The following is a 25826-nucleotide window of genomic DNA, read 5'->3' on the forward strand; positions in this document are numbered from 1 at the left end:
GAAGTTAAGCCCTCCAGCGCCGAGAATACTGCGGGAAGGTAACCCGTGGGAAGGTAGGTCGCCGCCAGAGCTTTTTTTTTATTTAAATACAGTTGCTTTATTTCTTCCTGTCTTCTTTGATTGATAAAGTGCTTCATCTGCTCTCTTATATAATGTTTCTTCTGTATCTTTACTTTTAATTTTTGTGACTCCAATACTTATTGTTACTTTACCTACTTTTTCAAATGTGTAATTCTCAGTAATAACTCTTATTTTTTCAGCAACTTGTGTTGCATCATTGATTTTTGTATTTGTTAATATAATAGCGAATTCTTCTCCACCTATTCTGAAAAGATGATCTGTTGCCCTTATTGAACTTTTTATGATAGAAGATAATTTTTTTAAAACTAAATCACCAGTATCGTGTCCATATGTATCATTAATTTTTTTAAAGAAATCGATATCAAAAAGTAGTAAACAACTATTAATATTGTATCTTTTAACTTTTTCTATTTCATTTTTAATTACAGTTTTAAAATATCTCCTATTGTATGTTTGAGTTAATTCGTCATATATTGCCTTTTTCATTAAATCACTGATTTCTTTTTCTTGTTCAGTAATGTCGTCTATAATACAGATTAATCCATCAATTTTTCCAAATTCATCAAAGTAAAGAGATTTATCTATTTTATATATTTTAGTTTTAAAATTTTCATTTCGTATAGTGATAGTTGATGAATCTTTTAATGAAGCAGATAAACCAATTTTTTTTACATTTTCTAAATCTTTATAAATTTCTATGAATATTTTATTTAAAACACCATTTTTTATCATATAAAAATATTTGTCAATTAATTCATCTTTTTTTACATTGAATGTTTTTTCGAAACTGCTGTTTAAAGCTTTTATCTTTTGATTAATAGAAATTATAATAATGGGTTTAGGAATAAGGTTTAATAGAAAGTTTTCTTTGTTAATGAATGAATTAATCAAAGTTGTATTTTTTTTTCTTAACGAGAGTATAATTAAAAATTCTAAAAAAATAAACATAATCAATAGAATTACTACCAATAACATAAAACAATTTTACTTAATTAGACTTAAAAATCAAATATTAGTTGACTATTTTAAATATTTTTATAAATTATGACTGATGAGTCAGTCAGAAGGTAACACATTAGACAAAATTATTGAAGCTGCTATTAAGATATTTGCTCAAAAGGGGTTCTGGAAAACTAAAGTTTCTGATATTGTTCGTGAGGCTGGTGTGGCACAAGGCACATTTTATCTATATTTCAAAAGTAAAGAAGACTGTTTTTATGACCTTTTAAGTTATTTGCATGAAAATATGATAAAAAAATTATTAGAGTGCTGTAATGAAGAAGATAAAAGGAAATGTTTGTCAACATATTGTAAAGTTTTCATAGAATATATTTATGAGTATAAAATGTTATCAAAGGTATTTTTGTTTGAAGCTTTAAGTAGCGGTGAAAGGTTTAAGGATCTATATTTTTCTTTTAGAAGTAGACTTAAAAATATTATTGCTGATTCGATGGGCTTACATTTTGATGATCCTAAAGTTATTTTATTAACTGGATTTTTAAAAGAGCTTATAGTTTACTATATAATTTATAAAGATTACAGCCTTGATAAAATATATCGCTTGCTTGATGAAGGTTTAAAAATAATATTAGGGGAAGAGATATGAATGTTATCTACCTGATAATATTAATATTAATTGTTTCTATCAATAGCTTTGCGATATCAATAGAAAATGCAGTTATTAAGGCATTGGAAAATAATTATGCACTCAAATATAAATCAAAATTAGTTGAGAGTAAGAAATTTGAATATGAGGCTTCAAAGGCTAATAGGTATCCATCTTTTATTTTTGATGGGAAATATACTTTGTTAGATGATAAAAAAACAGAGCCTTTTAATACCCCTTTTGGTGCACAAGATATTACAATTTTAGAAAAAGAATATTTTGAAATATTTACTGGTTTTAGGCTGAATTTATATACTGGTGGACTTGTAACTTCTTCAATTGAAGCTAAATCACATGAGCAAAAAATTGAAAAATTTAAATTTTTAGAAGAAAAAAATGAATTGATTTTTAAAACCAAAAAGGCTTACCTTGATATTTTGAAGTTATATTCTCATAAAAATGTACTAGAAGAGTATTTAAAAAGCCTAAATAAACACTTGAGTGATATAAAGATAATGTATGAACAGGGAATTGTTCCATATATTGATATTTTACAGACAGAAGTGAAAGTAGAAGAAGTTAAACAAAAAACAATAGATATTGAAAATAAGATTGATGTAGCAAAGTTTAATTTGGCAACATTGATGGGTGTTGATGATATCTCTTTTAATGTTGAAGATATTAATAACAATTTGATATTTAATTTGAATTTAGAAAATCTACTACGAATAGCAGAGGAAAATAGAGCTATTTTAAAGTCTTTTGATGAAAATATATTTTTAATTGATTCTCTCAAAGGTGTAACTAAGTCAGGTTTCTTGCCAAAAATATATATACAAGGCGGTTATCAATATTCAAATAGTGTAGATGAAGTTGAACCAAAGGGTAATTTTCTTATTCAAGTTGGAATTAATTATACTCTTGAATGGAGTAAACCTTTTTATGAGACAAAGGCTAAGAATTCTATGAAATATGCTTTAATAAAATATAAAAATGATACAAAGTTAAAAATATTTTTAGAGGTTCAAAATGCATATAAATCATTTGAAACAGCTAAGAAAAATTTAGAGCTAGCAAAGACACAAGAAAAAAAGGCTAAAGAATACTTTAGAATTATTGATCTAAAATATAAGGAAGGGCTGGCAAGTAACACTGATTTGCTTGATGCAAATGCTATGTTAGTTGAAGCTCAGATGAATATTAAGAATGCTCATTATGATATGTTAGAAAAATATTTTGCTCTTGAAAAAGCTATAGGTAAAGAATTGAGGTGATAAAATGGGGAAAAAGAAAAAGATTGTTTTAATTTTATTAATTGTTGGTTTAATTGTTTTTGCTTATTTTGCATATAATTACTTAACATTCATAAGAGATTACGCAACATCAGATGCTGTTTTCATAAGAAGTGATAAGATAACTAATGTAAGTTTTAAAAGAGTGGCAGGTAAAATTATAAAAATGTATAAAAAAGAAGGGGATTTTGTAAAAAAAGGTGAGGTAATTGCTGAAATAGATCCTATAGATTATCAATTAAAATATGATCAAGTTGCCAAAAAGATCGAGTCTTTAAAAAGTAAACGAGAACAGTTAAATATACAAATGTTAAAAGTTAAAGGTGAGCTTGATTTAAAGAAAAATATTGCTGAGAAAAAAATAAATTATTTAGACGATGAGATAAAATCCCTAAAATATTCTATCGCTGAATTAAATCAAAATATTAAACAGTTAAAAAGGGATTATAATAGATTTAAAAGTCTCTATGAAGCAAAGGCGGTATCAAAAAGGAAATTTGAAGATATTGAAACAAATCTTTTAGCACTTCAGAAAAAGAAGAAATCTTTGTTAAGCAAATTGGAAGGGCTTAAGAAACAAAAAAGTGTAGCTGAAGATGAGTTGAAAATAGTATATGTGGAATATAAAAATATTGATGAGCTTAAAAAAAGTATAGAGTCGTTGGATAGTGAAATTGCTGCAACAAAGAACCAACTTCAAGATTTAAAAAACTTAATCGATTATTGTAAATTAAGAGCCCCTTTTGACGGTAAAATTGGTAAAAAGTTTGTGGAAGTTGGCAGTGTTATTAAAAGCGGTTTTCCTATATATTCGATAGTGGATACGAGAAGTTTGTATGTGGAGGTTCTTTTAGAAGAGACAAAATTAAAAGGGGTAAAAGCAGGTTGTGAAGCAGAATTTTCGGTTGATTCTTATCCAGACATAAAATTTAAAGGCGAAGTAGAAGAGGTATATCCTGCTTCTGCAGCTACATACGCACTTGTACCTAGAGATATATCAGCTGGGGAATTTACTAAGGTTGCTCAGAGAATACCTGTAAGAGTAGCTATAAAAGAGGGTGATCTTTCTATTTTAAAAGTAGGTATGGGAGGAGAAATTAAAATAAAAAGAGTAAATTAATAATGATGGTAGAAAAAGATCCTTTGTATAAAAAAATAGATAATACAACCCGTATCCTCATTACATTTGTTGTAATGACTGGAACTTTTATGGCTATACTTGATACCACCATTGTTGATGTTGTAGTGCCCAAGATGATGGCTCCCTTAAAAACTGATTTGTATGGAGTACAATGGGTTATTACATCATACATGGCAGCTGCCGCTACTGGTTTATTATTAATTGAATCGTTAGTTAAGGTTTTTGGATTAAAAAATCTATTTTTAATTGGTGTGAGTTTATTTACTGTTTCTAGTGCAACATGTGGTTCTGCGACTGATTTACCACAGATGATAATATCAAGGTCTTTTCAAGGGTTAGGTGAGGCATTTATTGTTGCAACGGCTCAAACAATAATGTTTTCTATTTTTCCTCCAGAGAAAAAAGGGATTGCAATGGGGATTTTTGGAACTGGGGTAAGTTTTGCTCCAGCTCTTGGGCCTACAGCAGGTGGATATTTGACAGAACATTTCAACTGGAGATATGTATTTTATGTGAATCTGCCTGTAGGTTTGATGGTTGTAGTATTAGGTATATTAATTTTACCTAAGATTTTAGAGAAAAAAGAGAAACTTAAATTTAATTTTTTTAGTTATGCTTTTTTTGCAATATTTACAATACCTTTACTTATAATGCTGTCAAAAGGTCAGCAAGAAGGGTGGTTTCAATCCTCTTATATAGTTAAGTTGTTATTTTTGTCAATTTTAGGTTTGTTTTTATTTACAATATCAGAAATTGTAGGAAAGATTAAATTGATAGATTATGATATATTTAAAATAAAAGAGTACAGAGTTGCAGTTCTTATTTATGCTTTGACTCTTGGTTTGTCAATTTACCAATTGTTTTACCTTTTACCACTGTATTATGAAAATTTGAAGGGTTATACTACTTTGCAGACAGGTTTACATATGCTTGGTTTTGCCATTTTTATTGGACTTACCTCTTTTATCGCTGGAGTTTTATCTGATAAATATGGTGAGAAAAATATTTTGGTTGTTAATGCATTTTTATATATTACTACTTCTATTTTCTTAATGCCAAAATTAAATTATTATACTCCATCTATTAAAACAATATTGCTAACAATACCCCTTGGTTTTTCTCTTGGAACATTTTTTGCTCCAATATCTACTTTGGCTATGAGAAAGCTTGGTCCAAAAACTCAAATGGGGGTTAGCTTTTTACATTACATTCGTTTTATGGGCGGTTCTTTTGGAACTGCTATAGCGACCAACACATTACAATCAAAAATAAACTTTCATTATGATGAGATATCTGCAATACAAAATTATAGCTATGTAAATAATTATCTCAACACTGCAAAGCTATTCTTATCTCAGACTATGAATGAGCAGTTGGCCGCTATTAAATCCTATGCACTTTTGGGGAAAGTTCAATATCTAATGAGTGCTTCACACGCTTTTCAAGATACTTTCAGACATGCTGGATATTTTGGTATTGTTGGTCTTTCATTTTTGATATTTTTATTTGTTAATAATAAGAAAGAAGATAATAATAGTTAATCATTTGGTAATAACGTTTAGAACAATCCCAGAAAATACTAAGATAATCGCTATAAAATGATAAAAGAAGAATTGTTCTCCAAGTAGTAGAATTGACATTATGGTTCCAAAAACGGGCATGAGATGTATGAAGTTTCCACCTTTGTTAGCTCCAACTTCTTTAATACCTCTATTCCAGCAAATAAAAGCTAGTACAGAAGCAAAAATACCAACATATAATATAACAAAAATATTTTTTATATTTACTTCAAAAGATTTGTTTGAAAATAGATAAATAGGGAATAAAAATAGAAGACCGATAAATATAATAGTTTCTAAAAAAACTAATGGGTGTAGATCGTTATCTAAATTTTTTAATAAGACGGAATATAAAGCCCAACTTAGAGCTGCTATTAAGACTAAGATATCACCTGGATTAATTTTGAGAGTAATAAGGGAGTTTAAATCCCCTTTTGTAATGATTATTATGACTCCAATTAGTGAGATTATAGCTCCTAAAATTTGTAGTTTCTTTGCTATTAGTTTATGAATGAAGAAAGAGATTATAAAGATTAAAATTGGGACAAATGAGTTGATAAGTAAAGCATTTATTGCAGTGGTATAATGCATTGCTTTGTATATTAGAGTGTTAAATAATGTGACACCTAAGAAACCAAATGCCGCTAAAAGTTTAATATTTTTTTGGATTAGATGTTTTTGTTGATAAATTTTATTCGCAGTAAATGGTAATAAAATAATAAAAGCAACCACCCATCGCCAGAAAACCAAAGCAACAGGTGGTATAGATGCTGATATCCATTTGCCAATTACAAAGTTTCCAGCCCAAAATAATGCACTTAAACTTAGTAATATATAGGCCATCTACCGTGCTGATTCTACATACTCAACAATTTTTTCTGCCAAAGTTTTAACAGTGTGCTCAAACTTATCTGTATCTTTTTCAAGAAGTGTCATTCTAAAACCTGGCAATGGTGTAAAAAATGAAGTAAGTGGTACAACACAGATACCGGTAGAAGCCAAAAGATAATAAACAAACCTTTTATCATTTTCTATAGGTTCACTTGTTATCTTTTCAACATATTCTTTAACAGCATTGTTTTCAATAGGTAGAGTTTGTTTATTGTTGAGAACAGCTTCTATAAAAACTACGGACATATAAAATGCTCCGTTTGTCCTGTTGACAACAATATATGGGACATCTTTCAATATGTTATATGCGATATTGGATAGTTTTTCATAATGTCTGAGTCTTTCGTTTAAATAACTTTTATATTCAGGATGGCCTAATATCCTAGGGATTGCTTTTTGAGGAAAAGTAGTAGAGCAGACCTCTGCCATTTTTTGTTGTAAGATTGCATTTATATATCTTTCGAAAGCAATATCGTTTTTAATATTGTATACTTCAATCCATCCACATCTAGCACCTGGCCAAGGGACTTCTTTTGAAATACCCTTCATACTCATACCTGGGACATCACCTATTACTTCAGCAAGGGACACAGTCTCTTTACCGTTGTAAACCATATTATTATAAATCTCATCGAAAACTAAAAATAAATTATACTGTTTTGCTATATTAACAATCTTTTCTAATGTTTCTTTATCGTATACATAACCTGTGGGGTTGTCAGGATTAATCACAAGTATTCCAACAATTGATTTATGACTTTTTACTTTCCTTTCAAGCTCGTTTATATCAGGTGCCCAGTTATTGTAAGGATTCATTCTATATGTATTTGGTGGGAAAGATGCATGTAATACTTCTGCCAAAAGATGGGTAGAGTAGGTAGGTTCTGGCATTATAATCCTTGCATCAACCCTAATAGCGCTATAACTTCTTGCGATAGCATCACCTAAGCCATTAAAAAAAATGATGTCCTCTTTTGTAATTTGAGCTCCACCCTTTTTATTATTTAATTCTGCTAAAAATTCTCTTGTTTCATCTACACCTTTTGTTGGGCTGTAACCAAATGTTGAATCATCATCTATTATTTCTTTAAGAATCTCTTTTATCCATTCAGGTAGTTTTTCACCTTTTAGGATAGGATCCCCAATATTTTCCCAATATATTTCCATTCCATTTTCTTTTAATTTATTGGCAATATTTACGATATTTCTTATTTCATAAGTTAAACCGTTACCACTTTTTGCGATATCAAATCTCATAGTAAACCCCTTTGGTGTTTGTTTAAATTTTACTTTATTTATTCATTTTTAAAAATTTTACAAGAGTAAATTTTTTCTTTATATTCATAATATGCCATTGTTCTACCTCTTTTCTCCATTAAGATGTTAAATCTTAGTAATTTTTCGTTGAGTTTCTTTTTTAATTTTTTTCTTTCTTCTTCATCAAAGCAGTATTCTAATAAGTCTTCAATATTTTTTATTTCTTTTTGTAAATGAAGTTCTTCTGGAAGTATATTTGCGTTTTTTAAAATTTTGTATGCTGCTCTTAATTCTTCTGGAATCATGCTTAAATCCTCTATTTCTATCTTTTGACCTTTACATGAGAGATTATCAAGTTCACCTTTTTCAATGGCTTCTTTAATCTTTTGCTCTGCTAAAAATGTAATAGCGTCCATTAATTGCTCCTGATGATTTCTTTTATTATAAAACTTTTGTTCTCATATTGAAGATTAATAATATTTTTTTCATCGTGTAAAGTATAAGAAGATTTTATTAAGTCAAAGAGTTTTTTTATTAACAAATATATCAGTTTTTTATTTTCTGGTTTTAAGTAATTTTTTGCTACAAGCATGAAATTTTGGTAAATGTAAAAATAGTTTAAAATAAACAATAATAGGTTAAAAATAAACCATAAGTACATTATCGAAACTATAATTGTAGAGATAGAGCCGTATAAAAGATTGTAAATTGATTTATTAACGATTAAAAAGTATAATTTGCTAGTAATGATAATGGATAAAAGAGAAAATAAAGATGCTAAAATTAATAAATAAAATTTTATATTTTTTCTCAATATAAAGTATAAAAGTAAAATAATTATAACCCAGCTGATAATATAATAAAATATTTTAAATTGGAAAAATACATCGACCTTTAGATTAAGAAAATTGCTTAAATATTTTAGTAAAAAGGTTGAGAGTAATTTTATTGCAGTAAACAAAACTATGATTAAAACAAGTATAACTGATGAAAATAAAGGGAGTGCAAATTTGGTTTTTGATCTATGTTTGTTTATATTAAAGATGTAATGTATTGAATTGTATAAACCTTTTATGAAAGTATTTGAAAAAATTATGACCATTATAAAGCTTATACTACCATAACTTATAGCTATATTTTTAAAATTCGAAACGGAAATGCCTAAAAGTTTTATTAAATTTCCACTTATAAAATTATTTAATTCATTAATAAATGTTTGATAAAGTGTTGAGTTGATAAATAGTGCGTTTAAAATTATTAGTGTTATTAATATAGTTGGGAATATAGAAAGTATGAAATATAGAGCTAAAGATGAAGCATGAATTGATAATCGTTTTTGTTTAAAGCGTTGAAAAGCAAAAACCAATGTAAAGAGAGATTTCAATGTAAACTCCTTGAAAACTAAAACATTTTTTTACTAAATCGTTATTGATTTTTAGCATATTTCATTATAAAAATAAAGTGGGATATAGTTTATGATTAGAAAGTTTTTTAAAAAATTTAGATATAATAAAACAAATTCTAAAAATGACCCACTTGCCGTATATATAAAGAATCTTATTTCCAGTGTTAACAATGAAAAAATTTTTAATATGAAAATTGATGAGGCTAAATATTGTGTTATTGACACAGAAACAACTGGCTTAGATCTTAAGACTGCAAAATTAATTAATATTGCAGCTGTGAAAGTGGTTGGTTTTAAAATAGTTGACTTTTATGATGTTTTTATAAATCCAGGTATTTCCATTCCAGAAGATTCAATCAAATGGCACGGAATTACAGATGACATTGTAAAAGATAAACCGACTGCTGCTGAAATTTTACCAGATTTTTTAAAATTCATTAAAGACTCTGTGATTGTGGGGCATCATGTAAATTTTGATCTGGAAATGCTTAATAAAGAGCTTAGAGAAAATTTTAACTCTGAAATTAAAAATATATGGATTGATACAATGTTTGTTTATTCAAAAAATATTTTGTGTAGAGATGATCATGTAAGTCTCGATTTTTTGCTTGAAAAATACAATGTTAAATGTATTGGAAGACATACTGCTTTAGGTGATGCTTTAGCAACTGCTGAGGTTTTTAATAAGCTTGTTGTTAAGCTCAAAGATAAATTTAGAACAGTTAGTGACTTGTACAGATCACAATTTATAGATCCCATTACATAGTATTAATTTTCTATTAATAGTTTCTTTATGTCGTTTTCATCAAAGGGCGGTACATAAATAGTTTTATAATTATTATAAATAACGAACCCTTCTGGTGTATTTTTTGGTTTTTTAACATATTTCCTCTTTGTATAATCGATGGGTACTTTAAGTTCGTTTTTATATTTTGAGTAGTGCGCAACAATTCTTGCAGCAGTGATAATATCCTCATCGGTTATTTCTCCAGTTGCTCTCATGATCAAATGAGCAGATGGTATCTCATGTGCATGAAACCAGTAATCATCTGGGTTTGCAAGTTTGAATAAAATAAACTGATTAGATTTACTGTTTTTTCCCACATAAAAGATAGTGTTACCTTTTTTTAGAATCAGATATTTTGGAGCACTTTCATGCTTAATATTTTTCTTGGTTTTATTAAATAATGAGGAGTATATTTCTTCAATGAAATTTTCATCGTCAGATTCTATGTTAAATATCATTTCATTATAAAAGTTATTCAAATCTATTAAATTATTTATTCTTTCTTCTATTATTGGTATTGATCGTTTTAATTTTTCGGCTTTATTATAAAGCTTATTAATTTTGTCAATAATATTGATATTCTCATCTATAATATAATCTATTTCTTCTATACCATTTTCTGTGTACTTTTTTAATTTAACTTCCCCTTTTTTATCTTTCAAAATGTTTAGATTATTTTTTAATAAATCAGCTTCCTCTTTGTATTTGCTAAAATTATATGCAAGCTTTAAATCCTCTTTTAGCTTTTTTATCAGATTTTCATTTTTTTTAATCTGTTTTTCATAATATTTTGTGATTTTTAATTTTTTTGGATATATAGAATCATTGTTCGATTTTTCTAATAAAAAGTCATATAATTTTTCAATTGGTATCAATTTATGGTAATCTGGAATTTCAAAAGGGATTAATCTTCCGTTTTTATCAATGTAAAAGTATTTACTTTTTAGACTTTCCAAAATTAGTTGTTTTGTTTTATAACAATCGTTATTGTTTATTTTTAATAGATTATAAGCGTGTTTTTCTGTAATGCTATAAAATCCTTCAAAATTTTCAAATTTACAATTTTCACTAGTTGTAAGGTTAAATTTTTTGTTGCTTTTGAAAGGGGTATATAATTTACCATTAGATAATTCTCTGTCAGTATCTATATTGTTGTTATTCCAACAAAAAATTATACGACCATTTTCGTTTGTGATTATTACATTACTCATTTTTCCAACTAATTCAAAGATTATTTTGTATTTTATCAATTTACCACTTGGTTTTCTTTTTAATAGTGTTAAGTAAAATGCTCTATCAAAGCCTTTTTGCTTTATTTCTTTGATGCTAGAATTTGAAAGATATTCTATTCTATTTGTTAGTTTAAATTTTTTATCGGTTAATTGTAATGGTATTGGATTGTTTAAATCGATTATTAGTTGCTTTAACTTAGTAGAAGAATAAATATTGAGAATAAACTGGTCTTTGCTGTATTCGCAGCTGTTAATGCGAGACTTTAGAAGTATTTCATTGTAGTTATATAATAGTTTATAGAGAGTTAGACCATCCATTTATTTGTTATTTAAAAATCGCTCAAAGGCTTTTTTATCGTTTGCTTTTAAATAAGCCTCTTCAGGTGAAACAATTTTTTGCATTACTAAATCCATAATAGCTTGATCCATAAGCTGCATACCTTCCCCTTTGCCAGTCTGAATTACAGAGGGGATTTGAAATGTTTTACCTTCTCTAATAAGATTAGCAACAGCACTATTTACAAATAAAATTTCCAGTGCAGCAACTCTACCTGACTTATCAATTCTTTTTAAGAGCTGCTGAGCTACAACACCCTTTAGTGATTCTGATAGCATAGTTCTTATTTGTGCTTGTTGGCCAGATGGAAAAGCATCAATAATTCTGTCAACAGTTTTTGCTGCTGAGTTTGTATGAAGTGTTCCAAACACAAGGTGCCCAGTCTCTGCAGCAGTGATAGCTAATTCTATAGTCTCTAAATCCCTCATTTCTCCAACAAGTATTACATCGGGATCTTCTCTTAATGCTGCTCTTAGGGCAGAAGCAAATGATTCAGTATGATTACCAACTTCTCGTTGGTTAATGAGGCAACCTTTATTTTCATGAACGAATTCTATAGGGTCTTCAATTGTGAGTATATGGTCATGCCTGTTTCTGTTTATATAGTCTATTATTGCGGCTAAAGTGGTTGATTTCCCACTACCTGTAGGCCCAGTAACTAATACTAAACCTCTTGATAATTGAGCAAACTTTAAAATTTGTGGTGGTAATCCCAAATCTTCTACAGATAATATTTTAGCAGGTATTTGTCTGAAAACTGCACCAATCCCCCGTTTTTGAAAAAAGTAGTTAGCTCTAAATCGGGCAAGCCCTTTTATCTCATAAGCAAAATCCAAATCTTTTTTTTCTAAAAACTCTTTTTTAGCTTTTTCGTCTATAATTTCAAAAAGTAATGTTCTAAGTAATTCATCAGTAAGTGTTTGATATTTTATTTCGACTAACTCTCCATGTACCCTCATTAATGGTTTGCAACCTGCACTTAGATGTAGGTCACTTCCACCTTGTTCAATCATAAATTTGAAAAAAGCATCAATTTTTGCCATTCTTCTCATCCATTAACTTTATTAATTCTTTTTTATTTATAAAGGTTGAAAGATGAAAAGAATTATAACCTAAATTATTACATTTTTCACATCCGTTTCCATTACACTGGCACTTTTCTGGGATAAAACCATCGAAGTAAAATTCATTTTCAAAATTTATAAAATCAGGTGTTGTAATTAATGATATATTTGTAATGTTGGGAACTTCATTTAAACAGTAATGTGTATATCCAGGTATTATTGTATCAGATTTTAATAAATTATTCTTTTTGTCAAAAATGTTAGACTTATAAATAATAGATAAATCTTTCAAAACTAAACCGAACTTTGAAACGACTAAAATCTGATTGGTTTCATAGCTGTCGCTTACATTTTCTGTAGAAATTGGGTAAACTGATAAAAGTTGTTTGTTATTATTTTCTAAATAGTTATAAATTGTTGAATAACCTAATTCGAAGAAGGAGTTATTAACTTCGTCTACTAAATCACCTTGGAAAGAAAATTCGTCATATTTTTTTTGTATACCGCAGCCATAAATAAAAATTGATATTTTATTATTGTTTTTAAGAAAGTCTATTCTATAGAAGAATGTGTCGTTTAACTTTGTAATAAGGGTTTTTAGATGTAGTAAAATCTCAGATTTTGAGTCAAAAATTTTATTTAAAATTTCTTTAATTTTTTTACCATTTGCTACAGAAATAGATATCTCTTTATTTGTGTATCTCTTTAACTCAGAAATAAGCTCTTCTCTAAATGGATCATCTGTAACTATTTTTATTTCAGTTTCAGTTTCATATAAAGGTATAAAATTGTTTTTTATTAAAAGCTCTGAAGGGAAGGTTTTTATATATTGTACATCAAGCTCTTTTTCATTTAATATTACAAAAGGAAGGCTTAACTGCTTGCTCAGAACATATTCTATGTCATCATCAGTAATTTTCCCTAATTCTACTAAAGCCTCACCTAACCTAATCTTTTTCTTTTTTTGATATTCTAAACCCTCTTGAAGGTCTTTTTCTGTGATTAATTTATATTCTAGTAATAATTCACCAATATTTTTTCTATTCATCAAAATCACCAAGCTCTTCAGATATTTTGTCTAATTCGATATTATAAAAAAGGTTTATATCAGATAAAAATGATTCTATAGTTTCATTATAATTTTGTTCGATTAATTGAATATGTTTTTTTAGTTTATTTTTGCTTACATTATAAAAGCTTGCAATTGTGTTTAATGTGAAATCAGAGTCTGATATACTTATAGTGGTAAAATATTCACATATTGCTGCTAACATAGTACTATTATTAATAGGGTAGTGATTATCTTGTAAAATTTTTATAAGATCTAACCCTTTTTCAATTTCAAAATTAAAATAGCCTCTTATGCACATATTTTCTGTTAGTAAAGTGCCTGCTTTTACAAATGTTAAGTCATGAATATTTCTTAAAAAAGGGATAAGTAATGTTTTTTTTATCTCTTTTATGTTTAGTTCAATATCAGAAAACTCCTCATAAGCATCAATTAAAACAAAACTTTCTGGATATCTATTTAAGCCGTTTAAGATAATTTTTTTAGCTATATCAAATTGTTTATTTAAAATATATCCATAAGCATAATCAACAAAAAGCTGTTCATCTACAGAGTTTGTTGATAGCAGTTTTTCGAAAATAATTTTTGAATGAGTGATATCACCTATAAATGAATAACAAGAAATCAAAAGTTTTAAAATTTCTGTGCGATTAGGGGATATTTTAAGATGTTTTTTCATTAAATTTATTGCTTCAAAAAATCTATTTTCAATAATTAGTATATTTCCAAGATTTACTAATGAATTTATGTTATTGATATTGTATTTTAATGAAATGTTGTAGTATCTTTTTGAGAGGGGATAATTCCCAGTTTGATAATTGATAATTCCCAATAGCTCATATATTTTTGATTTTTCATTAATAGGTAATGATTCATCCTTAAGATAAGCTTTTAGTAACTTTTCAGCATGTGGATAATTTTCACTGTTTAAAAGTTTGTTTATCTTATTACTGTAAAAATATTTAACCTTTGTATTCATAAAAACCCTTATTTAATTTTATGTTATTATATTTATTTATCGTTTGTTGTCTATATTTTTATTTGTTAAATATAAAAGTTGTTTAATAAGTGATATGTTTAACATGATTTAATGGTTTTAAAATAAATGATTGCTCATTATAAATATATTATATTTGAGTTAACTTATTGATAGTGTAATAAATCTTGATTATCATAAAATTATACATCAAATTTTTCTTGACACTTATTTTTTTTTATTTATATTTAAAAATGATATTTTAAGGACCCTCCTCCCCCCTCCTTAAAATATATGTTTTGCCAGCCTTTTGGCTGGCTTTTTTATTTGATATTTTTATAAAATAAATTTATAATATGTGTTATGTATAAGACTAATTTTTTTGTTTATAGAGTTTGTGTAAATACGATAGCGATTGGTTTCGCAGCTATTATATTTAAACATATTGTAGTAAGTTCCTTTTTGTCTCTTTTTTTGGGCGCATTGTTATTAACTTTTCTTAATTTGGTATTGAAACCTATAATTTTAATATTAACTTTACCTATACAAATTTTATCTTTTGGTTTATTTTATATTATTACAAATGCATTTATGTTAAAACTTACATCTGCTATTACTGATGGATTTTACATTGATGGTTTTTGGGCTGCTGTAGGTGGGAGTATTGTGGTAGGAGTTGTTAATTTTATTTTTGATATTTTTGCTACAAATACAGATATAAGGTTTTTCGAATGGAAATAACAGAAATTAAAGAGGATTTGGAAAAGTTTGAAAATCTTATAAAAATGTATAATTTTGAGTTTCAAAATTATTTTTTAGGCCATATGAAATTTCCCCCAGTGGTAAGAGAAAGAGAAATAAATAAAATTATTAAAAAGTATAATATTAATCAGATAACAAATGCCACTTTAAGATTTAGATTTAACAATTTAGTTGCAAGGTTTTTGGTGTATCGAGAAAAATGGAATAAAAAATTAATGGAGCAAGAGGGGGTTAAAAAACCGCCTACAAAAATATACAACAAAACGACATATATACATGACAGAGAGTATGATATTGAAAAAGAAATTGAAAAAGAGCTTGCAAAACTGCCAGATTCTTATAATAAAGAAAAAATTAAATCTGCTATCAAGCAGAAAATTAATAGTTTAAAAAGCAAAAGGATTGAAAATATTGAAGTTAAAATAAAAGATGTTAATGGGAAGCCAAAACTGTTAATAAGGCAAAAGAAATGAAAAAGAAATTATATAGAATAACTTTTTTGAATGATAGAAAAGAGATAATGACTATTCATGCCAGTAATGTTAATACTTCATCTTTTTTAGGGTTAATTGAAGTATCAGATATCGTATTTCTTGATACATCAGAAATACTTTTTACCCCTAATGATGATAAGGTAAAAAATGAATTTAAAGATGTAGAAAGGACTTTTATCCCCATTAACTACATTGTTAGAATAGATGAAATTATTCTTGAAAAAGAAACTCCTGTAATTAGACTTTATAAAAATGATTCATGAAAATTATAGAAAGATATATTCTCAAAGAATTAGTTCCTGTTTACACTTTAGGTAATATTTTCTTTATATTCCTATTATTGTTAGATAAAATTGTTGATTTATCAGAATTGGTGCTATCTAAAAGCGTGCCATTTTTTTTTATTATTGAGCTGATAGTTGCTTATTTACCATCATTTTTGATTATAACTTTACCAACATCTGCACTGCTATCATCTCTTATTGTATATGGTAGGCTGTCAGACGATTCAGAATTGATAGCAATGAAATCACTTTCTGCGAAAAAGTTTAGCTTATATTTCCCTGCTTTATCATTAGGAATTATATCTTTTGTTTTCGCTATTGTAATTAGTTTGTATTTAATGCCAAAAGGGAATGATTTTGCTATCAAAAAATTATTAGATATTTCAAAATTTGTTTCAATAAATGATTTTAAAGAAAATGAACTGTATACTGAGATACCTGGATTTGTTCTATTTACAGAAAATAAGCTAGATAAAAATAGGTTTAAAAATCTTATCATTATTAATAAAAAAGAAAATATTATTATTAATGCTAAAGATGGTGAAATACTCAACTCTGCTGAAGGTAGTCTGATCTTTGATTTGCACAATGGGGTTTTGGTTAGAGTTGGGAAGGAGACCCCTTCTAAAGTGGAGTTTAAAAACTTTGCTGTAAATATTCCTGTTTCTTCATTTAAAAATATTAAAGTAAGAGATGAAAGGGTAATGGATATAAAAAGTTTGGTAAAAAATTTAATAAAAGATAAAATATATCAATTTGAATTATCTAAGAGATTCTCAATACCTTTTGCTTCTATAATAATGGCTTTATTTGGTGCAGTACTTGGTTCTTTTTTTCACAGAGGGGGAAAAGCTTTCGGACTGACTTTGTCAATTGTTATTGTCTTAATTTATAATACAATATTAATTTTTTCACAAAATATGCTAAATGTGATTAACCCTTATGTTTCTGCCTGGGTAGCAAATATAATTTTTTCATTTATGTTGATATATTTTTACAGAAGGGTATAGTATGAAGAAATTTCATAAATATGTTTTAAAAAATTATCTATATTATTTATTGATAATTCTAATTTTTTCGCTTATTATTTATACGATATTTCAGCTAGTTCAGCATACAAAATACATTTCAAGGTATAATACACCATTTTTGAATATATTAATTTTTGATTTGATGAAGATACCTTATTCAATTTATCAGGTGTTTCCTGTGGCGGCATCAGCAGCTTTAGTAGCTACAATGTTAAAATTGATTAAAAATAATGAGTTAATTGCATATTTGAGCTTAGGTGGTAGGTTAAAAAATCTTGCTATATTATTTTTATCAATCAACCTCTTTTTTACAATTGTGCTAATATATTATTCTGATGCAATAAACCCAAAGATACAGAAAATAAGAGCACGATATAAAGAAGAAAAAATTTTTTTTGAAAAGTATATAGAAAAGGCTTCTTTTACAGATTTTTACTTTAAAGATGGTGATAAAATAATAGGTATAGATTTGATTGATTATGACAAAAAGGAGTTGTTTGGAATAAATATTTTTCAATTAAATCAAAATAGAGTTATTGGATTAGCAAGTGCTAAAATAGGAAAATATATTGGTGATAATAAATGGTTATTATTTGATTATAAATATTTTGATTTATTAGATATTCCTACAATTAAAGAAAATTTGAATAAATATATTTTTAGGAACGATACGCTGACTAAATTTATAAAAGTTAAACCGGACAATCCAAAGGAGCTTAGTTTTAAAAATCTTAGAAAAGTTATAAAAATTTATGAATCTAAAAGGCTTTCAACAGATAGTTTTAAGTTAATCTATTATAATAAACTTGCAAATCCTCTGATTATTTTGGTTTTAACAATACTTTTGTTACCTGTTACTATTGTAATTTCTAGAAGTTATCAATACCTAAAGATTGCGGTAAAATCATTGACGGTCGTAATAGTTTTTTGGATTTTTTACTCTATTTTATATTCAATTGGAAAAAATGGGGTGATAGATCCTTTTGTTGCAAATTTTGGTGCGCATTTTATAGGTATACTGGTAGGGTTTTATATGATTTTCTTGAAAGAAAGATGGTTGTAGTTTAGTAATGTTAAACAATAGATGGTTAGAAACTAAAAAATATTTGATTTTTTCTTAAAATAACATAATAATTGTTTTATTAAAATATCGGAGGTATTAATGCCAAAGGTAATTATTGATATTGAAAGGTGTAAAGGGTGTGGACTTTGTATCAGTGTATGTCCTAAAGAAGTTCTTAGATATTCAGGGAAATTTAACATTTATGGATATGATTATGCTGAGTGTATTGATGAATCTAAGTGTATATTATGTAGAAGTTGCGCTCTAATTTGCCCTGATGTTTGTTTTACTTTATTAAAAGAAGAAAAGGTTAAGGAGTAATAAACATGAGTGAAAAAGTATTGATGAAGGGGAATGAAGCTATTGCTGAAGCTGCTGTGAGAGCTGGTCTTGTGGGGTATTTTGGATACCCAATTACTCCTCAAAATGAAGTTACGGCATATATGTCTTGGCGAATGCCAGAGTTAGGTAGAGTGTTTGTTCAAGCTGAAAGTGAGTTAGCTGCTATAAATATGGTATATGGTGCTGGTGCTACTGGGGTTCGTGTTATGACAACATCATCAAGTCCTGGTATAGCTTTAATGCAAGAAGGGATATCTTATATGTGCGGTGCAGAAATACCCGCTGTAATAGTTAATATTGCAAGAGGTGGCCCAGGTCTTGGAAATATAGGCCCTAGCCAAGGAGATTATAATCAAGCTACCCGCGGCGGTGGTAATGGAGATTATAAATTATTAGTTTATGCCCCTCATACTGTGCAAGAAGCTATTGATTTAGTATATAAATCTTTTGATAAAGCAGAAAAATATAGGAACCCTGTTCTTATACTTGGTGATGGTGCTTTGGGGCAGATGGCAGAGGCTGTAATTTTGCCAGAGATGAAAGAGATTGAAGATAAAGATAAAGGTTGGGAACTTAATGGGGCAAAAGGGAGAGCTCCAAGATCAATAAAATCATTAAGATTAGCTGAAGGCAAATTAAAAGAGCATAATTGGCATTTAAAAAGAAAATATGAAGAAATGGAAGCAAACGAAGTTGAATATGAATATATTGAAGATGAGTATGAGGTGTTGATTGTTGCATTTGGAACTGCTGCCAGAGTAGCTAAATCAGCTGTAAAACAACTTAATAGTGAAGGTGTAAAAGCGGGTTTATTTAGACCAATAACATTATATCCTTACCCATATACTTTCTTAAAAGATGCTGCAAAGAAAGCAAAAAAGGTGTTGGTTGCTGAAATGAATACTGGACAGATGTTGTTTGATGTCAGGTTGTCTGTATGTGATGATTCAAAAATTGAATTTTTAGGAAAACCTGGTGGAGAGGTATTTTCACCAGATGAAATTATAGAAAAAGTAAAAACGATGGTAGGTGTGTAGGATGAAAGTTGTATATGAAAAACCTAAAAGCTTATTATATAATAAAACCATATATTGCCCTGGTTGTAATCATGGGATTATTCACAGATTGGTGGCTGAATCTATTGATGAGTTAGGTGTTAGGGAGAGCACGGTTGGTGTTGCTCCAGTTGGTTGTGCCGTTTTATTATATGACTATTTTAATTTTGATATAGTTGAAGCCCCACATGGAAGAGCCCCAGCTATGGCAACGGCGATGAAAAGGGTTAGACCTAATTTAACTGTTTTTACATATCAAGGGGATGGTGATTTGGCTTCAATTGGTATGGCTGAAATAATGCATGCAGCAAATAGAGGTGATAGTTTAACTGTGGTTTTTGTGAATAATGCAAATTATGGAATGACTGGTGGGCAGATGGCACCAACCACATTGCCAGGTCAAAAAACAACTACTACCCCTATGGGGCGTATTGAAAAACAACATGGTTTCCCTTTTAGGATGGCAGAAATTATTGGGGGGCTTCCTGCGGTTGCTTTTTCTTGTAGAGTTTCTGTGACTAATCCTAAAAATATTATGAAAGCTAAAAAGGCTATAAAAAAAGCTTTTGAAAATCAGCTTAATGATAAAGGGTTTTCTTTTGTTGAGGTATTATCCACATGCCCTACAAACTGGGGCATGAGCCCAGTTGATGCTCTAAAGTGGGTGGATGATGTGATGACAGCTTATTATCCATTGGGGGTTTTTAAAGATATTGATAATGAGGTGCAAAAATGACATTTGATTGTATTATGGCTGGATTTGGTGGACAGGGTATATTGAGTGCTGGGATGATTCTTGCGCAGATGGCTGTTAAAAAGGGGCTGAATGTAACCTGGTGGCCATCTTATGGGGCTGAGCAAAGAGGAGGCACAGCAAACTGTACTGTTGTTATCTCAGATGAGGAAATTGGTTCTCCCATTGTAACAAAACCTAATAATGGGTTTATAATGAATCGTCCATCATTAGATAAATTTCAGCCAAGATTTAATAGTGGAGCAAATGTGATTGTTGATGTATCTTTAGTTGATAAAAAGCTATTGGTTAGAGATGATATTAATTTTTTTGGAATAGAAGCAACGGAGATAGCTAATAGTTTGGGTAATACAAAGGTAGCAAATATGGTTATGATAGGTGCTTTGTTATCAGTTTCCAAGTTATTTGAATTAAATGATGCAGAAGATGCTCTGTATTATGCTATTCCTGAAAAATATCACTCTTTACTACCTATTAATAGAGATGCTCTGAAAACTGGGTATGTGGAGGTTAAAAAAATATAGGGTAGAGTTATGATAAAGAGGTTGAAAGCTAAAGTTTTTGGAAGAGTCCAAGGGGTCGGATATAGGGCTTTTGTATATGATAAAGCCCTGTATCTTAATTTGAAAGGTTATGTTAAAAACTTACCTGATGGTACTGTTGAAGTTGATGTAGAAGGTGAAGAGGACAGTTTATTAAAACTATTAGATTATTTAAAAGTTGGGCCACCACTTTCAAATGTTACAAATGTTGATTATGAATTTGTAGATGAATTAGTAAATTATTCAGAATTTAAGATACGTTATTAATCTTTTTTTATTCATCTTAAGAAAATGTATTGGAGGTTATTGTGTTAGATATTTTATACTCTGAGTATGATTATGCCAAGAAATACATAGATAATTTGATCGAGTTATATAAAGAGGGGAATACAGTCCCATTTATAGCAAGATATAGAAAAGAAAAAACGGGTGGGATGGATGAAAATGTTATTAGAGAGATATTAGAAAGATACGAATATTTGGTAAAATTAGAGGAAAGAAAATCAGAGGTTATAAGGTTAATAGCTGAAAAAAATAAATTAACAGATGAATTAAAGGATAAAATAAATAAAGCAAAGAGCTTGAAAGAGGTAGAAGATTTATATGCTCCTTATAAAAGTAAAAGGAAAACTAAAGCTGATATTGCAAAAGAGATGGGGTTAGAACCTTTATCTATTTTTATTAAGCATGAGAAAGATGAAAACAAAATTATAGAAAAAGCAAAAGAATTTATATGTGAGAATATAGCTGATGAGCATGATGCCATATTAAAGGCAATGGATATTTTGATTGAAGAGATTGGTCATGATATTGAAATAAAGAATCGCTTAAGAGAGTATTTGTGGAATGAATCAAACTTAAGAAGTGTAGTAAAAAATGATTATTTAAATGAAAGAACTAATTATGAAGATTATTATAATTTTTCAGAAAATATTAAAACTATCCCACCACATAGGATTTTTGCAATTTTTAGAGGTGAAAAGGAAGGAGTTTTAAGAGTAAAGTTAGAAGTAAATGAGGATTTGTGTGAAAATATAATAAAAAGTAAATTAATATCTGAAAATATTGAGGTAAATCGTTTCGTAGAAGAGTCTTATAAAAAAAGCTTAAGAAAGGTTTTACTCCCCTCTTTAGAGTTAGAAATTCGAAAGGAATTAAAAGAAAAAGCTGAAGTTCAGGCAATAAAAATTTTTGCTGAAAACCTTAGAAAACTTTTATTGACTCCACCAGTAAAAGGTAAAAAGATTATGGGTATAGATCCTGCTTTTAGGACAGGGTGTAAATATGCATGTATAGATGAAACAGGCAAGTTATTGAGTTATGGAGTAATTTATCCAGTTGAGCCTCAAAATGATTATGAAAACAGCAAAAAAACTGTTTTAGATGAAATTAATAAACATAAAATTGATATAATAGCCATCGGCAATGGAACTGCAAGCAGAGAAACGGAAGAGTTTATATCAAAGGTTATAGAAGAAGAAAATCTAAAAGTAGTATATACTATAATAAATGAAGCAGGTGCAAGTGTATATTCAGCTAGCAAAATTGCAAACAAAGAATTTCCTGATTTAGATCTAACTATCAGAGGAGCAATATCTATTGCAAGAAGGGTTTTAGACCCTTTATCCGAGTTAGTCAAAATCGATCCAAAGTCTATTGGTGTTGGGATGTATCAACATGATGTTAATGAAAAAAAACTTTCTGAGAAACTTTATGATGTGGTTGAAGATGTGGTAAATCAAGTTGGAGTTAATCTAAACACTGCAAGTGTGTCTTTACTTAAGTATGTTTCAGGTATAAATGAGAAAATTGCTGAGTCAATTGTGTCCTATCGTGAAAAAAACGGCAAATTTAAAAAGAGAAGTGAGCTTTTAAATGTTGATGGAATAGGGGATAAAGTTTTTGAACAAGCCGCTGGATTTTTGAAGATTTATGATGGTGAAGAACCCTTAGATTCCTTATTTATTCATCCAGAAAATTATGAAAATGTATATAAACTTTTAAGTGTATTAAATCTTTCTATAGAAAATAAACATCTAATTAGACTTGCTTTAAAGGGGAAAAGCTTGGATTATTTAAGTGAAAAATGTGGAATAGGAAAATTAACATTGGAAGATATCATAGAAGATTTTGAAAAACCAGATAGAGATATTAGGGATAATGTTGATCCTTTGATTTTTAGACAATCGATTATAAATATAGACAATTTGACTGAAGGTGTAAAAGTAAAAGGGAAAGTTACAAATGTAACTGATTTTGGAGCTTTTGTAGATATTGGGCTTAAAAATGATGCCTTAATACATATATCAGAACTTGCAAACAGGTTTATTAAACACCCATTAGAGGTTGTTAATGTTGGCGATAACGTAGTTGCTACTGTAATAAAGGTGGATAAAGAAAGGAATAGGGTTTCTTTATCTCTTAAAAAATAATATTAATAAGGTTTGTAAAATCAGTTGATAAAGTGCTTGACAAAATTAAAAGATGAATATATTAAATAACGCCTGAAACAAGCGGGTGTAGCTCAGCTGGTAGAGCGTGACCTTGCCAAGGTTGAGGTCGCGGGTTCGAGTCCCGTCACCCGCTTTTTTTTATTTTCAAAATAATCCCCTTATTTTTATCTAAATACACCTTTTTGTTCACTAATTTAATAATTACTATTGTCTATTTCATTATTTTAGTGCATATAATTTTTGATTATGGTGTAATTATTAGAAATGATAGAGGAGTTCTACCTAATTAAAAAAGAGTAAAGGTAGGTATTATAACATTCTTATGATGTTGAAAATTTTAGTTGTACGATAACTATAAGTGATAAAAAACAAAAAGGGGGATTATGTATGAAAAATGATTTATTGTTAAGAGTTCTAAATGCTGAAAAGGTAGAAAGGCAACCAATATGGCTGATGAGGCAAGCAGGCAGGTATATGAAGGAATATAGAGATGTTAGAAGTAAAGTTACCTTTTTGGAGCTTTGCAAAACACCAGAGCTTGCTTGTGAAGTAACCCTACAGCCTATTAGGGCATTTGGACTTGATGCCGCTATAGTTTTTTCAGATATTTTAATACCGATTGAACCTATGGGTGTTGAGCTGGATTTTAATCCTGCACCTGTGATAGCTAATCCAATAAGAAGCAAAGCGGATGCGGAAAAGTTAACGGTTGTAGATCCTTATAAAGATTTAAATTTTGTTATTGAAACTGTTAAGTTGTTAGTAAGTAAGCTGGATGTTCCGTTAATCGGTTTTTCTGGTGCCCCATTTACATTGGCTTGTTATATGGTGGAGGGGAAAGGTTCTAAAAACTTTGATGTAATAAAAACATTCATGAGAAATGATGAAGATGGTTATAGAATTTTGATGGAGAAATTATCAGATAGTACTATCAAATACCTACAAGCACAAATTGATAATGGTTGCCCTGTAGTACAGATTTTTGATACATGGGCAGGTGTGTTGTCTCCTTATGATTATGAAAAATATGTTTTCCCTTATGTGGATTACATAATAAATAACTTGAAAAATGCAAAAGTAATATACTTTGCAAAAAATGGAGCCACTTTTTTTAATTCATTGAAAAAATTAAAATGTGATGCTCTTGGGGTCGATTGGAGCGTTACTTTAGAAGATTATGCAAAATTAACAGATGATAAGTTTGTTTTACAAGGGAATATGGATCCAACTTTACTATTTGCATCAAAGTATAAAATAAGGGAAATGGCTAAGACTATAATAAATGAAGGGAAAAATATAAAAGGGCACATTTTTAATTTAGGGCATGGTATTTTACCACAAACTCCTGTAGAAAATGTGGAATTTTTAGTGAAATATGTAAAGGGGGAAGTTGAGTGATGGATTTGCTCTATGTAATGTATATGGGAGGCCCTGATAATATTGATGGTATAGAAGAATTTTTATATAATCTATTCTCTGATAGGGATATTATTGATTTTAAAATCGGGAGCCTGCAAAAGTATTTAGCCAAAATAATTGCAAAAAGTAGGAGTAAAAAGATTGCCCCAGAATATATAAAAATGGGGGGCGGTTCTCCACAGGTTAAGTATTTGCTAAGTTTATTAGAAAAGGTAAAGATTTATTATAAAGGGATAACTAAACGAGAATTAGAAACTGAAATCGGGATGTGTTATTATAAACCTTATATTGAGGAAACTGCCAACAAACTTCAATATGGGGATTATGAAAATATTTATATTATGACTATGTACCCTCAATACTCTTATACTACAAGTGGAGTTTGTTTTAAAAGGTTGTTTCATGTTACAAATATAAAACCGATTAACAAGAGTTATAAGGTAATCCCTTTTTGGCATTTGAGTGAAGAATATAATAAGTGTATAGTTAAAAGAATAAAATCGGCATCTGAAAGGTTAGGTGTTAAGTTAGAAAATTGTCATCTGCTTTATTCTGCTCATTCTTTGCCAGAGTATACATTATCTAAAGGGGATGTTTATGTGGAACAATTAAAAGCACAGATTGACCTAATAAGCAGTATGCTTGGCAGTGTAAAAAGTTATGAGCTTGCATTTCAAAGTAGAACTGGCCCGATAAAGTGGTTGGGGCCAGAAACGAAAACAGTTATAGAGTCTTATGTTGAAAAGAGGGTTGATAATATAATAGTTGTTCCTATATCCTTTGTTTCTGATCATATAGAGACATTGATTGAGCTTGATGAACAATATATTAAATTTGCTAAAAAGAACGGTTTGAATATAGAAAGAATAGAGAGTCTAAACGATTCTGATGACTTTGCAAAAGCTGTAGTTAATATTATTAGGGGGTAGT

General features: G+C 28.7%; 27 protein-coding genes and 1 tRNA gene. 19 read left to right on the forward strand and 9 right to left on the reverse strand.

Annotated features, from left to right (window positions below):
- Window positions 1–78: 78 nt before the first annotated feature.
- Complete coding sequence (locus tag OWM07_RS09270) at window positions 79–1056, reverse strand: GGDEF domain-containing protein (protein WP_423303435.1); 978 nt, start codon at window positions 1054–1056, stop codon at window positions 79–81.
- A 76-nt stretch (window positions 1057–1132) separates the two neighbouring features.
- Here OWM07_RS09270 and OWM07_RS09275 point away from each other — a divergent pair, with 76 nt between their 5' ends.
- From OWM07_RS09275 to OWM07_RS09290, 4 genes are read left to right on the forward strand one after another with little or no spacing between them, the layout of a single operon-like run.
- Window positions 1133–1687 carry a TetR/AcrR family transcriptional regulator gene (locus OWM07_RS09275; protein WP_423303436.1) on the forward strand — a complete coding sequence of 185 codons (555 nt, stop codon included), beginning with the start codon at window positions 1133–1135 and terminating at the stop codon, window positions 1685–1687.
- Window positions 1684–2961 carry a TolC family protein gene (locus OWM07_RS09280; RefSeq protein ID WP_423303437.1) on the forward strand — a complete coding sequence of 426 codons (1278 nt, stop codon included), beginning with the start codon at window positions 1684–1686 and terminating at the stop codon, window positions 2959–2961. The genes OWM07_RS09275 and OWM07_RS09280 overlap by 4 nt, the downstream gene beginning before the upstream one ends.
- A gap of 4 nt (window positions 2962–2965) precedes the next feature.
- Window positions 2966–4099 (forward strand): HlyD family secretion protein, encoded by a 1134-nt coding sequence (locus OWM07_RS09285; RefSeq protein ID WP_423303438.1) that lies wholly within the window; start codon window positions 2966–2968, stop codon window positions 4097–4099.
- A gap of 2 nt (window positions 4100–4101) precedes the next feature.
- The gene (locus tag OWM07_RS09290) at window positions 4102–5661 is read left to right on the forward strand and encodes a DHA2 family efflux MFS transporter permease subunit (RefSeq protein WP_423303439.1); all 1560 of its coding nucleotides are present in this window, start codon (window positions 4102–4104) and stop codon (window positions 5659–5661) included.
- On the opposite strand, the gene OWM07_RS09295 is transcribed toward OWM07_RS09290, so the two are convergent.
- The 4 genes from OWM07_RS09295 to OWM07_RS09310 are packed head-to-tail and all read right to left on the reverse strand — an operon-like array spanning window position 5662 to window position 9211.
- A complete protein-coding gene (locus tag OWM07_RS09295) occupies window positions 5662–6522 on the reverse strand; it encodes a DMT family transporter (protein WP_423303440.1) in 861 nt (286 codons plus the stop codon).
- The gene (locus tag OWM07_RS09300) at window positions 6523–7827 is read right to left on the reverse strand and encodes a pyridoxal phosphate-dependent aminotransferase (protein WP_423303441.1); all 1305 of its coding nucleotides are present in this window, start codon (window positions 7825–7827) and stop codon (window positions 6523–6525) included.
- A 38-nt stretch (window positions 7828–7865) separates the two neighbouring features.
- Window positions 7866–8243 carry a DnaJ family domain-containing protein gene (locus OWM07_RS09305; RefSeq protein ID WP_423303442.1) on the reverse strand — a complete coding sequence of 126 codons (378 nt, stop codon included), beginning with the start codon at window positions 8241–8243 and terminating at the stop codon, window positions 7866–7868.
- Window positions 8243–9211 (reverse strand): YihY/virulence factor BrkB family protein, encoded by a 969-nt coding sequence (locus tag OWM07_RS09310; RefSeq protein WP_423303444.1) that lies wholly within the window; start codon window positions 9209–9211, stop codon window positions 8243–8245. Before OWM07_RS09310 ends, OWM07_RS09305 begins: the two co-directional genes overlap by 1 nt.
- A 91-nt stretch (window positions 9212–9302) precedes the next feature.
- Between OWM07_RS09310 and OWM07_RS09315 the strand changes: the two genes are divergently transcribed.
- On the forward strand, window positions 9303–9998 hold the full coding sequence (locus tag OWM07_RS09315) for a 3'-5' exonuclease (RefSeq protein ID WP_423303445.1): 696 nt from the start codon (window positions 9303–9305) through the stop codon (window positions 9996–9998).
- A 2-nt stretch (window positions 9999–10000) separates the two neighbouring features.
- Here the strand turns inward: OWM07_RS09315 and OWM07_RS09320 are convergent, their stop codons facing one another.
- The 4 genes from OWM07_RS09320 to OWM07_RS09335 are packed head-to-tail and all read right to left on the reverse strand — an operon-like array spanning window position 10001 to window position 14700.
- Complete coding sequence (locus tag OWM07_RS09320) at window positions 10001–11569, reverse strand: NFACT RNA binding domain-containing protein (protein WP_423303446.1); 1569 nt, start codon at window positions 11567–11569, stop codon at window positions 10001–10003.
- Window positions 11570–12631 (reverse strand): type IV pilus twitching motility protein PilT, encoded by a 1062-nt coding sequence (locus tag OWM07_RS09325; RefSeq protein WP_423303447.1) that lies wholly within the window; start codon window positions 12629–12631, stop codon window positions 11570–11572.
- Entirely contained in the window at window positions 12618–13700 is a 1083-nt protein-coding gene (locus tag OWM07_RS09330; RefSeq protein ID WP_423303448.1) for a cyclic di-GMP-binding domain-containing protein, MshE-related, read from the reverse strand. The genes OWM07_RS09325 and OWM07_RS09330 overlap by 14 nt, the downstream gene beginning before the upstream one ends.
- The gene (locus OWM07_RS09335; protein WP_423303449.1) at window positions 13693–14700 is read right to left on the reverse strand and encodes a tetratricopeptide repeat protein; all 1008 of its coding nucleotides are present in this window, start codon (window positions 14698–14700) and stop codon (window positions 13693–13695) included. Before OWM07_RS09335 ends, OWM07_RS09330 begins: the two co-directional genes overlap by 8 nt.
- Before the next feature lie 360 nt (window positions 14701–15060).
- On the opposite strand from OWM07_RS09335, the gene OWM07_RS09340 reads away from it, so the two are divergent.
- The 14 genes from OWM07_RS09340 (at window position 15061) to hemH (ending at window position 25825) form a co-directional block, all read left to right on the forward strand.
- On the forward strand, window positions 15061–15438 hold the full coding sequence (locus OWM07_RS09340) for a phage holin family protein (protein WP_423303450.1): 378 nt from the start codon (window positions 15061–15063) through the stop codon (window positions 15436–15438).
- A complete protein-coding gene (locus OWM07_RS09345; RefSeq protein WP_423303451.1) occupies window positions 15429–15932 on the forward strand; it encodes a hypothetical protein in 504 nt (167 codons plus the stop codon). The genes OWM07_RS09340 and OWM07_RS09345 overlap by 10 nt, the downstream gene beginning before the upstream one ends.
- Window positions 15929–16216 (forward strand): DUF1820 family protein, encoded by a 288-nt coding sequence (locus tag OWM07_RS09350; protein WP_423303452.1) that lies wholly within the window; start codon window positions 15929–15931, stop codon window positions 16214–16216. The genes OWM07_RS09345 and OWM07_RS09350 overlap by 4 nt, the downstream gene beginning before the upstream one ends.
- Window positions 16213–17247: an LptF/LptG family permease gene (locus OWM07_RS09355; RefSeq protein ID WP_423303454.1), complete on the forward strand. Its 1035-nt coding sequence runs from the start codon at window positions 16213–16215 to the stop codon at window positions 17245–17247. The genes OWM07_RS09350 and OWM07_RS09355 overlap by 4 nt, the downstream gene beginning before the upstream one ends.
- A 1-nt stretch (window position 17248) precedes the next feature.
- Entirely contained in the window at window positions 17249–18331 is a 1083-nt protein-coding gene (locus OWM07_RS09360; RefSeq protein ID WP_423303455.1) for an LptF/LptG family permease, read from the forward strand.
- A gap of 99 nt (window positions 18332–18430) precedes the next feature.
- Complete coding sequence (locus OWM07_RS09365) at window positions 18431–18652, forward strand: indolepyruvate ferredoxin oxidoreductase subunit alpha (RefSeq protein WP_423303456.1); 222 nt, start codon at window positions 18431–18433, stop codon at window positions 18650–18652.
- Window positions 18653–18657: 5 nt separating this feature from the next.
- Window positions 18658–19710 carry a 3-methyl-2-oxobutanoate dehydrogenase subunit VorB gene (gene vorB, locus OWM07_RS09370; protein WP_423303457.1) on the forward strand — a complete coding sequence of 351 codons (1053 nt, stop codon included), beginning with the start codon at window positions 18658–18660 and terminating at the stop codon, window positions 19708–19710.
- A 1-nt stretch (window position 19711) separates the two neighbouring features.
- The gene (locus OWM07_RS09375; protein WP_423303458.1) at window positions 19712–20464 is read left to right on the forward strand and encodes a thiamine pyrophosphate-dependent enzyme; all 753 of its coding nucleotides are present in this window, start codon (window positions 19712–19714) and stop codon (window positions 20462–20464) included.
- On the forward strand, window positions 20461–21006 hold the full coding sequence (locus OWM07_RS09380) for a 2-oxoacid:acceptor oxidoreductase family protein (RefSeq protein WP_423303459.1): 546 nt from the start codon (window positions 20461–20463) through the stop codon (window positions 21004–21006). The genes OWM07_RS09375 and OWM07_RS09380 overlap by 4 nt, the downstream gene beginning before the upstream one ends.
- Window positions 21007–21015: 9 nt before the next feature.
- Window positions 21016–21291, forward strand: a complete 276-nt coding sequence (locus tag OWM07_RS09385; protein ID WP_423303460.1) for an acylphosphatase — start codon at window positions 21016–21018, stop codon at window positions 21289–21291.
- A gap of 41 nt (window positions 21292–21332) precedes the next feature.
- The gene (locus OWM07_RS09390) at window positions 21333–23456 is read left to right on the forward strand and encodes a Tex family protein (protein ID WP_423303461.1); all 2124 of its coding nucleotides are present in this window, start codon (window positions 21333–21335) and stop codon (window positions 23454–23456) included.
- Between the two features lie 81 nt (window positions 23457–23537).
- Window positions 23538–23610, forward strand: a tRNA-Gly gene (locus tag OWM07_RS09395).
- Window positions 23611–23864: 254 nt separating this feature from the next.
- Entirely contained in the window at window positions 23865–24875 is a 1011-nt protein-coding gene (gene hemE / locus OWM07_RS09400) for a uroporphyrinogen decarboxylase (protein WP_423303462.1), read from the forward strand.
- Window positions 24875–25825: a ferrochelatase gene (hemH, locus tag OWM07_RS09405; protein ID WP_423303502.1), complete on the forward strand. Its 951-nt coding sequence runs from the start codon at window positions 24875–24877 to the stop codon at window positions 25823–25825. The genes hemE and hemH overlap by 1 nt, the downstream gene beginning before the upstream one ends.
- The last annotated feature ends 1 nt before the right edge of the window (window position 25826 follow it).

It is taken from the genome of Deferribacter thermophilus, from assembly GCF_049472675.1.
GTDB classification, from domain to species: Bacteria; Chrysiogenota; Deferribacteres; order Deferribacterales; family Deferribacteraceae; genus Deferribacter; species Deferribacter thermophilus.

Coding starts and splice junctions, on each gene's coding strand:
- OWM07_RS09270 (WP_423303435.1), bottom strand. CDS start 1,056: ATGTTATTGGTAGTAATTCTATTGATTATGTTTATTTTTTTAGAATTT.
- OWM07_RS09275 (WP_423303436.1), top strand. CDS start 1,133: ATGAGTCAGTCAGAAGGTAACACATTAGACAAAATTATTGAAGCTGCT.
- OWM07_RS09280 (WP_423303437.1), top strand. CDS start 1,684: ATGAATGTTATCTACCTGATAATATTAATATTAATTGTTTCTATCAAT.
- OWM07_RS09285 (WP_423303438.1), top strand. CDS start 2,966: ATGGGGAAAAAGAAAAAGATTGTTTTAATTTTATTAATTGTTGGTTTA.
- OWM07_RS09290 (WP_423303439.1), top strand. CDS start 4,102: ATGATGGTAGAAAAAGATCCTTTGTATAAAAAAATAGATAATACAACC.
- OWM07_RS09295 (WP_423303440.1), bottom strand. CDS start 6,522: ATGGCCTATATATTACTAAGTTTAAGTGCATTATTTTGGGCTGGAAAC.
- OWM07_RS09300 (WP_423303441.1), bottom strand. CDS start 7,827: ATGAGATTTGATATCGCAAAAAGTGGTAACGGTTTAACTTATGAAATA.
- OWM07_RS09305 (WP_423303442.1), bottom strand. CDS start 8,243: ATGGACGCTATTACATTTTTAGCAGAGCAAAAGATTAAAGAAGCCATT.
- OWM07_RS09315 (WP_423303445.1), top strand. CDS start 9,303: ATGATTAGAAAGTTTTTTAAAAAATTTAGATATAATAAAACAAATTCT.
- OWM07_RS09320 (WP_423303446.1), bottom strand. CDS start 11,569: ATGGATGGTCTAACTCTCTATAAACTATTATATAACTACAATGAAATA.
- OWM07_RS09325 (WP_423303447.1), bottom strand. CDS start 12,631: ATGGCAAAAATTGATGCTTTTTTCAAATTTATGATTGAACAAGGTGGA.
- OWM07_RS09330 (WP_423303448.1), bottom strand. CDS start 13,700: ATGAATAGAAAAAATATTGGTGAATTATTACTAGAATATAAATTAATC.
- OWM07_RS09335 (WP_423303449.1), bottom strand. CDS start 14,700: ATGAATACAAAGGTTAAATATTTTTACAGTAATAAGATAAACAAACTT.
- OWM07_RS09340 (WP_423303450.1), top strand. CDS start 15,061: ATGTATAAGACTAATTTTTTTGTTTATAGAGTTTGTGTAAATACGATA.
- OWM07_RS09345 (WP_423303451.1), top strand. CDS start 15,429: ATGGAAATAACAGAAATTAAAGAGGATTTGGAAAAGTTTGAAAATCTT.
- OWM07_RS09350 (WP_423303452.1), top strand. CDS start 15,929: ATGAAAAAGAAATTATATAGAATAACTTTTTTGAATGATAGAAAAGAG.
- OWM07_RS09355 (WP_423303454.1), top strand. CDS start 16,213: ATGAAAATTATAGAAAGATATATTCTCAAAGAATTAGTTCCTGTTTAC.
- OWM07_RS09360 (WP_423303455.1), top strand. CDS start 17,249: ATGAAGAAATTTCATAAATATGTTTTAAAAAATTATCTATATTATTTA.
- OWM07_RS09365 (WP_423303456.1), top strand. CDS start 18,431: ATGCCAAAGGTAATTATTGATATTGAAAGGTGTAAAGGGTGTGGACTT.
- vorB (WP_423303457.1), top strand. CDS start 18,658: ATGAGTGAAAAAGTATTGATGAAGGGGAATGAAGCTATTGCTGAAGCT.
- OWM07_RS09375 (WP_423303458.1), top strand. CDS start 19,712: ATGAAAGTTGTATATGAAAAACCTAAAAGCTTATTATATAATAAAACC.
- OWM07_RS09380 (WP_423303459.1), top strand. CDS start 20,461: ATGACATTTGATTGTATTATGGCTGGATTTGGTGGACAGGGTATATTG.
- OWM07_RS09385 (WP_423303460.1), top strand. CDS start 21,016: ATGATAAAGAGGTTGAAAGCTAAAGTTTTTGGAAGAGTCCAAGGGGTC.
- hemE (WP_423303462.1), top strand. CDS start 23,865: ATGAAAAATGATTTATTGTTAAGAGTTCTAAATGCTGAAAAGGTAGAA.
- hemH (WP_423303502.1), top strand. CDS start 24,875: ATGGATTTGCTCTATGTAATGTATATGGGAGGCCCTGATAATATTGAT.